The organism is Edaphobacter aggregans DSM 19364 (assembly GCF_000745965.1).
GTDB lineage: Bacteria > Acidobacteriota > Terriglobia > Terriglobales > Acidobacteriaceae > Edaphobacter > Edaphobacter aggregans.
On sequence record NZ_JQKI01000188.1, the window covers coordinates 1 to 8,578 of the forward strand.

General features: G+C 56.4%; 9 protein-coding genes. 3 read left to right on the forward strand and 6 right to left on the reverse strand.

Going from position 1 to position 8,578, the window contains the following annotated elements; translation table 11 throughout:
- Positions 1-345: 345 nt before the first annotated feature.
- The 4 genes from Q363_RS28750 to Q363_RS28765 form a co-directional block, all read right to left on the reverse strand.
- Complete coding sequence (locus tag Q363_RS28750; protein ID WP_035355595.1) at positions 346-1,536, reverse strand: IS91 family transposase; 1,191 nt, start codon at positions 1,534-1,536, stop codon at positions 346-348.
- Entirely contained in the window at positions 1,517-2,413 is an 897-nt protein-coding gene (locus Q363_RS28755; protein WP_035355592.1) for a tyrosine-type recombinase/integrase, read from the reverse strand. Before Q363_RS28755 ends, Q363_RS28750 begins: the two co-directional genes overlap by 20 nt.
- A gap of 462 nt (positions 2,414-2,875) precedes the next feature.
- Complete coding sequence (locus Q363_RS28760; protein WP_035357575.1) at positions 2,876-3,820, reverse strand: S41 family peptidase; 945 nt, start codon at positions 3,818-3,820, stop codon at positions 2,876-2,878.
- Between the two features lie 56 nt (positions 3,821-3,876).
- Positions 3,877-4,794, reverse strand: a complete 918-nt coding sequence (locus Q363_RS28765) for a DHH family phosphoesterase (protein WP_342667470.1) — start codon at positions 4,792-4,794, stop codon at positions 3,877-3,879.
- Positions 4,795-5,373: 579 nt separating this feature from the next.
- Here Q363_RS28765 and Q363_RS28770 point away from each other — a divergent pair.
- Together Q363_RS28770 and Q363_RS28780 are read left to right on the forward strand one after the other, a co-directional pair.
- Complete coding sequence (locus Q363_RS28770) at positions 5,374-5,691, forward strand: HNH endonuclease (protein WP_051979479.1); 318 nt, start codon at positions 5,374-5,376, stop codon at positions 5,689-5,691.
- A gap of 541 nt (positions 5,692-6,232) precedes the next feature.
- Positions 6,233-7,243 carry a lysylphosphatidylglycerol synthase transmembrane domain-containing protein gene (locus Q363_RS28780; RefSeq protein WP_035357583.1) on the forward strand — a complete coding sequence of 337 codons (1,011 nt, stop codon included), beginning with the start codon at positions 6,233-6,235 and terminating at the stop codon, positions 7,241-7,243.
- Positions 7,244-7,512: 269 nt separating this feature from the next.
- Here Q363_RS28780 and Q363_RS28785 read toward each other — a convergent pair whose 3' ends face one another.
- Complete coding sequence (locus Q363_RS28785) at positions 7,513-7,917, reverse strand: VWA-like domain-containing protein (protein WP_035357584.1); 405 nt, start codon at positions 7,915-7,917, stop codon at positions 7,513-7,515.
- A 30-nt stretch (positions 7,918-7,947) separates the two neighbouring features.
- On the opposite strand from Q363_RS28785, the gene Q363_RS28790 reads away from it, so the two are divergent.
- Complete coding sequence (locus tag Q363_RS28790) at positions 7,948-8,376, forward strand: class I SAM-dependent methyltransferase (protein ID WP_051979480.1); 429 nt, start codon at positions 7,948-7,950, stop codon at positions 8,374-8,376.
- A 49-nt stretch (positions 8,377-8,425) separates the two neighbouring features.
- Here the strand turns inward: Q363_RS28790 and Q363_RS47060 are convergent.
- On the reverse strand, positions 8,426-8,578 hold a 153-nt coding region (locus Q363_RS47060), incomplete at its 5' end, for a YbhB/YbcL family Raf kinase inhibitor-like protein (RefSeq protein ID WP_425387799.1).

Consider the following 8,578-nt stretch of genomic DNA (forward strand, 5'->3'; position numbering starts at 1 on the left):
ACGTTAGTGCTTTATCGGAGGCGCGCCATGCGGGGCCAAGTTGAGAGCGCAGGGTTTTGGTGCGCGTTCGATAAAGCCGTCAGAAGGAAGCCGCTGGCGCGGCGGATGCGGTGAGGCTGCAGGAATTATGGGTTTTGAATGCAGTGTGGGCGAAGCGGGACACGTTTGGATTCGCGAATTGAGGAGGAGATTGGAGGAGCAGAGGTAGGAGAGTCGGTGAGGGCCGGAAAGTGGTAGCTACTGGCGCATAGAAGGTCGTGAAAAGAAGCGATGGATTAGATGGAGGAGCACACGTGGGCTGAGCGTGGTGAAGCACGCGGAGTTTCCGAGATGGGCTCGATGACTTCATGCGGCGGCGGTGAGGAGCAGTGGTGGAGAACGTGGTTGCATCTGGATCGTGGAGATTCTTTCGACGACCACCATAGGGCCGCCGCACTTGGGGCAGTAGCGGAGTGGGCGGGATTGCTTCGGAGCCGATGTTGGTTGTATCTCCGATTGTTGAAGCGCGCCCAGTACCTGCAAGCATAGGGGCAACAGAATGGAGCGCCGACGGTTGGCGAGGAACCCGAAGTTGCGGATACGGACGAAGCCTTTTGGGAGCACATGCAGAAGGAAGCGGCGCAGGAACTCATCGAGGGATAAGGTCATGCGTTTTTGTTTGTTGTGGTGTGCCGAATCCCGCCACCGAAAGATGACCTGGCCGTTCTCGAACCCGATAAGGCGATGGTTGGAAATGGCCACGCGATGGGTGTAGCGTCCCAGGTACTGCAGCACATGTTCGGGGCCTCCGAAGGGTGGTTTCGAATAGACCACCCAGTGCTTGCGAAATAGTGTGCGTACCCAGGAAGCGAATATCTTCGGCTGAACGAGCAGAGACAGATCGCCGGAGAAGTGGAGTTGATGCTGCCGGAAGGCATGTTCAAGACCGTCAACAAACTTGCCGCGGAATACCTCTCGGAGCACCTCGACAGGGAGAAAGTAACGGGGCCGGGATGGAATCCAGTGGGTGTGATCGAGCGAAAGCCCTCCGGCGGGAACGACGCAGTGGGCGTGGGGATGGATGCCGAGCTTCTGATTCCAGGTGTGTAGCACGCTGAAGAAACCGATCTCTGCACCGAGAAGCCGGGGATCGCGAGCTACTTCGAGAAGAGTCTCTGCGCTGGCGCGGAGCAGTAGGTCGTAGATGATCTTCTTGTTCTGCAGGGCTAGCATAGCTAGTTGCGAGGGCAGGGTGAAGACCACATGGACGTAGGGGATGGGGAGAAGTTCGCGGCGCCGCGCCTCGATCCAGAGTTCGCGGGCCGCCGTCTGACACTTCGGGCAGTGGCGATTGCGACAACTGTTGTAGGAGATGGTGGCGCGATGGCCGCAGCGGGTGCATGCATCGATATGTCCGCCGAGTGCGGATGTGCGACAGCGGGCGATGGCCAGTAGCACTTTAATGTGCTGCCATCGAATCCACTTGCGATTGCGCTCGACGAATGCAGTACCTGCGCTGCGGATCAAATCGGCCACCTCAAACAGTGGCCGACTCATCGATTTCCTCCTGCGGTGAGCATGCATTCAACTTGAGCGAGTCCAGGGGACTGGCGGTGGCATGGAGGTGGCGTTGCGAAAGGTGCAGGTAGATGGCGGTCTCTTTTAGATCGTGATGGCCTAGCAGGATCTGAATGGTGTAGAGATCGGCGCCCGCTTCCAGCAAATGGGTTGCGAAGCAGTGACGAAGCACGTGGGGATAAACCTTGTTCTTGATGCCAGCCCGCTGGGCAGCTTGCTGACAGGCATGACGCGGAGTTTTGGTATCGATGGGCAGATCCCCGCTGTGCCAACGGTTGCCGGGGAAGAGCCAAATGCTGGATTTTCTCCGCAAGCGCAGCCAGTGCGAGCGAAGTTCCTCGAGAAGTTTAGGACTGAGCATCACATCCCGATCCTGACGTCCCTTGCCGCCTTGAATGTGAATCACCATCCGCCGGCTGTCGATGTCGCTGATCTTCAGGCGAGTCAGCTCGGCGTTGCGAACGCCAGTGGCATAGAGGGTCATGAGCAGAGTGCGATGAAAAGGAGTGTGCGCGGCGTCGATGAGCTGCGCCACTTCTTCTTGGCTGAGAATCCCCGGTAAACGATGGGTCTTCTTGGGATACGGAGTATCGGCAATGCTCCACGGCTTCTTAAGCGTCTGGATGTAGAAAAACCGCAATGCACACAGATGGTTCGTTACCGCTCCGGGTGACAACTTCTGCCTTGTAAAGAGGTGAGCTTGATACTCCCGAATATGCTGCGGGCCCAGGCGGTCGGGGGAGCACTGGAAGTGCCGGGCAAAAGCTTCTACATGGCGAATGTAATAGCGTGTGGTAGACGCGGAGTAATTACGGCGCTGGAGTTCTTCCAGCATGATTTTGCGTAGATGGGTCACGGGAACCTCCTCGTGACCCACACCCTACATCGGCATCAATGCTCGGGGACACCCACGCGGCAGCGTCCGCCGCGCCAGCGGCTTCGTTCTAACGGGCAATCCGCACCTTACTGCCCGTTTTACTCTGACCGGAGGCCGCAGACAGCTGGATTTCGCAATCGAGACCGATTCGGATTGAATGACAAGATTGGATTGCACCGGGCGGCAGGATAATTATGCATTGGGAATGTTGCCAGTGGCAGCATAATCTTGGTTCATCCGCACATTTGGTGATACTGCTCATTTGCTCGCAAACCCGCTAATCTGTTGGTGATTTCAGACGTCTTATAAGGTCGCAGACATACAGCTCTGGCGGCGGGCTCTGAGGTTTGCGCCTTCTTAGTGATTTTTAGGTCATCATCACCAAATGTGCGGAAGAGCCATAATCTTGCACTCAGTGGCAGCATTCCATTGCAACGAGCTCTATAAAGTCAGATTCTTCTCGAGGAGCGCGATGCAGTGTTTCAATTGCGGGTCGTTGCCACGACGAGCTTCGCGCCAATCGAACGCAACGCTTTGGTCCGGCTCGATCGGGGTGCCTTCGAGAGCTGACCCTTTCCAGGTGTAGTACGCCCCCGTGGGAAATGCTAAGCGGTAGCCATGCCCGACCTTTGCGGAGGTGGCTGATAGAAGTCGACCTGCTGTCTTTTCACCGACGATTACGGCGAGCGAGTTTTCCCGTGCGAAGGCGACAATCATTTCAGCGGCGCTGGCTGTGTGCCGGTCAACCAGGAGAACGACCCTTCCATGGAAAGGCTTGTTTCCCAGCCCTTCGGTCTCAAGGACGATGGGAGATTTCTTGACGAGCGTGGGCGCATAGCGCAGCGCGAGTAGCCATAGCCTGTTCTTCGAGGCTGGAATCCTGTCGAAGCGCCAGAAGCTGCTCTTTGCGTCCGCGATGTTTTGTTGCGCGGACTTTCTATCGAGCGCGAATCCGACTGGAATCTGCTTGGGAGTCAGCAAACTCATCACGCGCAGCGCTCCGATTCCTCCACCCGTGTTACCGCGAAGATCGATAATTAGGCGTTCTACATCGCCCAACTGCTCCACCTGGTTCGATATCGCATTGGCAACTTCTACGCCTACCATTCCTGGGAACATGACCACCTTCAGGTAGCCAATGCCATCTTGAAGACGATTGCTGACAACAAGCTTTGGTTCGACAAAATGCAGTTTCTCGCCTTTGGGCCGAGCGACCGTGACGCTTCTCGTACGCACTTCGCCGTCGGCAGACAGAACCGTAACCTCTGTCGTTTCCCCCATCGCGAAAGTAGGATGCTTTGGAGGAATGATCTCCTCTGCGCCAACCCGCAACAGAATGTCACCCGGCTCGATTGCGGCGAGCGAAGCCGCGCCTCCCGGATGCACATCCTGGAAGATCCAGCGACGACCCTCATTAGTCTCGTCCGCGACATAGGTAGCGCTTAGGGCAGCTCGGCTTGAGGCTCGACCGACTCGACGAGCTCTTCAAAATGCAGTTTGACGGTGCGCCGGCGTTCCAGATTCAAATGATTGAGCCTGTCGACGCTCTGCCGTGCAGCCTCTTCGTCGAGTGCCGCCTCAAACACGGCAAGCGCCTCCGCCGGATGAGCCATTCTGCCGGCGGCGTTGATCCGGGGGGCGACGCCGAAGGCCACGTCGCGGGAATCCGGTTGAGATGGATCAGTGCAAGAGGTTTTCAGCAACTCTTGCAGTCCTTTGTGTCTCGATCGGGAGAGTTCGGCGAGACCCAGCCTGGCGAGCGTTCGTGTGCCAAGCAGCAGCGGCACACAGTCGGCGATCGAAGCGATCGCTGCATATTGACTGCACCCGGATAGCAGGCGCTCAATCTTCGTATCATTCCAGCCCGCCTTCAGCGCGAGCGCCCACGCAAACATCGCGGCCAGGCCCGCTCCGCAGAACCCATCAGACCATACCGCAGTGGTGTCCGCCTGATCCTGGATGCGGTGGTGATCGATCACGATGACCTCGATTCCTAGCCGCTGTGCCAATTGCACGGCACTCCGGGCGTTGATGCCGTTATCGACCGTGATAAGCAAGTCTGTTCCGCTGCACGAAAAACGATGAACTGTGGGTGAGCTAAGACCGTAGCCCTCATCCCGGTGAGGCAGAGATGTTCTTGCTGTTGCTCCCAGACCACTCAGCACACTGCGTAAGATGTGGGCTCCAAGGACGCCATCGCAGTCGTAGTCGCCAAAAATGGTGATGCGTTCGCGATTCCGGATAGCGTCAAGTGCACGAGCCGCGGCTTTCTCCATCGACGGAATCGAAAAAGGATCTGGGAGATGATTCCACGAAGGTTGCTCAAGCAAGGAATCGACGTCTTCGATTCCACGAGCCATCAACACGTCGGCAATGGGCTGGCATAAGAACACCGTTCCCTCCTTTGACGGGATTCCATCATGTGGTTCTGCTCAAGTAGAGATACGAGCCGGCGCGCCATGTTCCTCAGCTCGCTGTGCTAGCGTGGAAAGGAATGAAGCGTCGTAGGTCCGCGGTTCCCACTCTTGTTACCCTGCTGGTGTTCCTGTTGGTGATCATTCTCCTGATTTGGCAGCAGCAGACTCCTCCGCGGCCGAGGCAGCACTCGATAGCAGAGCTACCCATACCAGAAATGTCCCACCGTGATCGCGCGGCGGAACGTCCTCGCCGGCGTGAGTCGAGTGCCCGATCAGAGAGGGCACGGCCGCACGATCAGTCCTGCGGAGATCTTGAAATCACATGCAGCTCGGAATATTTTCGTCAATGGCAGGAACCTGCTAGTAACAGCTGCACGCCTTCGACCGAAAAGGCTATCCGATTCCTGATCCGCGTTGCACACCCGCGGGATTGATCCGTCCGTGACAGTAAATGTCCTCCGTGACCCTCAATGGAGAACTCGTTGCATCCGCAATTGCGAAACCAGCGAGCAGGAGAAGCACTTGGCATACTCCTGGTACGGCATACAAAAGCCTCGGGGCAATTCTGGCGACAATCAAGTATGTGAGTTGGATCACTTGGTGCCGTTGGAACTCGGCGGTGCGGACGGCATGGGAAATATCTGGACGGAATGCGGCCCGAATGCGACGGTACTCGAAAACCGCTATTTCAAGGTCAAGGATCGCGTAGAGAACTACCTGGCCGACGAAGTACGAGCCGGGCGCGTGCCGCTAGCCACGGCCCAACGCGGCATCGCGACGGATTGGACACAGTACCTTTCAGAGGCGAATCGCTATTGTGAATCAGGTGGGCGATGTTAATCAGTCTGGGGCCAGAGATTCATCTCAAACGCTCAGTGACCCTCCAAAACTCTGGTCTGCCTGCACCCGTACTCCCGTATTGTCCGACACCCGGCCATCAGCGTTCGCTCCATACGCGATGACCAGGTTATGGACAGTTAGATTCGAGCAACTCGGTGAGTGGTTTGCCCTGAAAGCATGGTTTGAGAACACCCTCTGGTTTGTGGGTCTTTCGCCCGTAATCATCGACCTCCAGTTGGAATTTCTCCACACGGTCTCAAGCAATACTGATTACTTGCTAACCGCCTGCTGCCAGAAACGAGGCGTGCGTCTCGCTGCGGCGGTATTCGGCCTTTTGCATGAGCTCAATGTAGCCTGAGCATGATCGCAAGGGATCGAACCAGGGGTCTCTCGACAGGACAGAGGCGCACAGAAATCCGCGATCGATTGCCTTGGAGAGTGCTGAGATGGCTCGCTCAGTCTGTTGATGCGGGCGAGACTGGTCTTAGGAGTTATGCAGGAGTATTCTGTGGGTCAGTGAGGCATCTTTGCCACATCCCACGTGACCAATAGTGCGAAGCACCCGAAAGTCTATCGCATCACCATGCTCTCTTTCGGCTGCGTTTTGTTCGTCTATCTTTTCGTCCAGTTGGGTGCCACTGAAATCTCCTCCCACGTGGTGCGGGTGGGCTGGTACTTCGCTTTGATCACCGTGATCTATCTTGGTTATCAGCTGATCCGTGCAAGCGCTTATTGGGAATGTATAGCTGACCACAAGCATGTCTCATATTGGGATGTCGTAAGGATCAGACTTTCTGGCGAAGCAATCCAGTTCATAACATCAAGCGGACCCTTTCTGGCCGAGCCTGCAAAAGTGTGGCTTCTGCGGAGACGGGGCCTTAGCACAAAGAGCGCCACGGCCGCGACCGTTGCAGAATATCTGATCTACATGTTTACATCGGCTGCCTTTGCCATAGCTGGTCTCACGTACCTGCTCAACAACTTCGATCTTTCACGTCCGGCATCAGTTGTGGTGAAGATCGTTGTATTGGTAGCGGGTATATTCTTGCTCGCCGCAGTTTGTGCGATCTTGTGCCGAGTCTACTTGATCGGCATATTAGTCAAGGAAGTTAGCCGTCTTCCAGTGATCCGAAAGTACCTGCATTTTGACGAGAAGGATGTATCTGACACCGAGGACCTTTTGTTCGAAGTTCTTCGCGATCGACCCCTGCGGTTCCTATCCATATTGGCAGTCGAGTTCGCTGCACAAGCACTTCTGGTTTTGGAACTGATCGTACTACTGCGGTCTATCGGCCAGCCTTTTCCCGCCCTTCATCCCTTCGTGATAGAAGCCGCCGATAAGTTTGTAGTCCTGGCGTTCTTCTTCATTCCAGGCCACGTGGGTGCTGCCGAGGGCGCAAACGCTCTCATTTTCAAAATGGTCGGCTTGCCTGCGGCTGCCGGTTTTACTCTCGCGATAGTACGACGGCTCCGTAGCCTTCTCGTCACCGGTCTCGGTTTGGCTTTGGCGCCTCGTTGGAGGGACGCACTACGGAACCGCGAGCCAGACTGATGGAAATCCTCTAAGCTGCCAGCTGCCGAGGGTTCTGGTGCAAACTTTGGCATCGTCAACTTAATGTTAGTAGTTGAGGAGAAAGCACGAGGTGAGCGCTCTTCATAGGGGAGGGCTACGGAATCACTACGTCACGGGCAGTTCTGTTCCAGAGGTGAAAGGCATGCCTGAGTAGTTGTCGATAACGAGTTGCAGAGAGCAGATGCACTGGTTAGCTGGGAGGCTCTTTGCTAAGCCGCTTCCATTGGAATCACTTGCCCGAATGGCGCTCAGCGCGACTCCGTGGGGGCCCACAATACTGGGTAGGCAGGACCTTCTCCGGGGAATGTGCCGCATAAGTCTGTAAGGAAAACCAGCGTCTGCGGCACAATACCGCGCTCGTCCAACCACCGGAAGCAGGGCGCGAAGTTCGTCCCTCCTCCGCCAATCGGAGTAAGCATGATCGGCTGTCCTGCTTGATAGACCACGGCCTTATGGACCTCGGTATCGAAGTAGAGCACATGTACCCGGCTCGGTCGTTGACCTTCGAGGATGGAGCGAATCTCCGTCTCAAAGAGTCCTAGCTGACGCGCGTTGATCGGCCCTGAGCAATCGACTGCGATGGCGATCTCCCCCGCGCCTTCACACGTGACACCGGGTAGATAGAGACCGGGTAACTCAACACGCCAAACCATCGCCAAGCTGGCGGCGCATCCGGCTTGGGAATGGTGTATGGGATCGATCACTCCGCAGGAAGCGTACGCGTGGCGTCGAAAGTAAATGCGAAGTTGATCAAGGCTGATCGTGTAGAGATCCGTGAGAGCTTGGTATCGCAACTGCCGTACGCGAATGACACATTCGACCTGGTCGCTGCTGTCGAAACGCACTTTTTCTGGCTCGATCTGGCAGGCGATGTGCCTGAGGTATTGCGCGTCGTCAAGCCGGGCGGGATGTTCGTCGTGATTGCCGAGGTGCACAAGGGCGGGAAGGCAGCGATGTCGAGGATAGTGGAGAAATATGCTCCGAAGACAGGAATGACGCTGCTCACTCCGAATGAACATCATGGCCTTCTTGTAGGAGCGGGTTTCGCAGATGTTCAAGTGTTCACCGACGTGTCGAAAGGCGGGGTGTGTGCGGTCGGCAGGAAATTGTAACTGCTCGCTGATCATCGCGTCGATGCATGTCATCGACCAGGAAGCCTGGCTATCGCCTGAATGTGCCCACCCATTCCGCCTGCGCTAAAACGTGTCTCTTCATGGCGCGTTCTAGCTCCTGCCGGCTGGCGCCGGTCTTCAAATCCAGCTTAGCGTCAAGCGCATACAGTTTGAAGAAGTAGCGATGCGCTTTGCCGGGAGG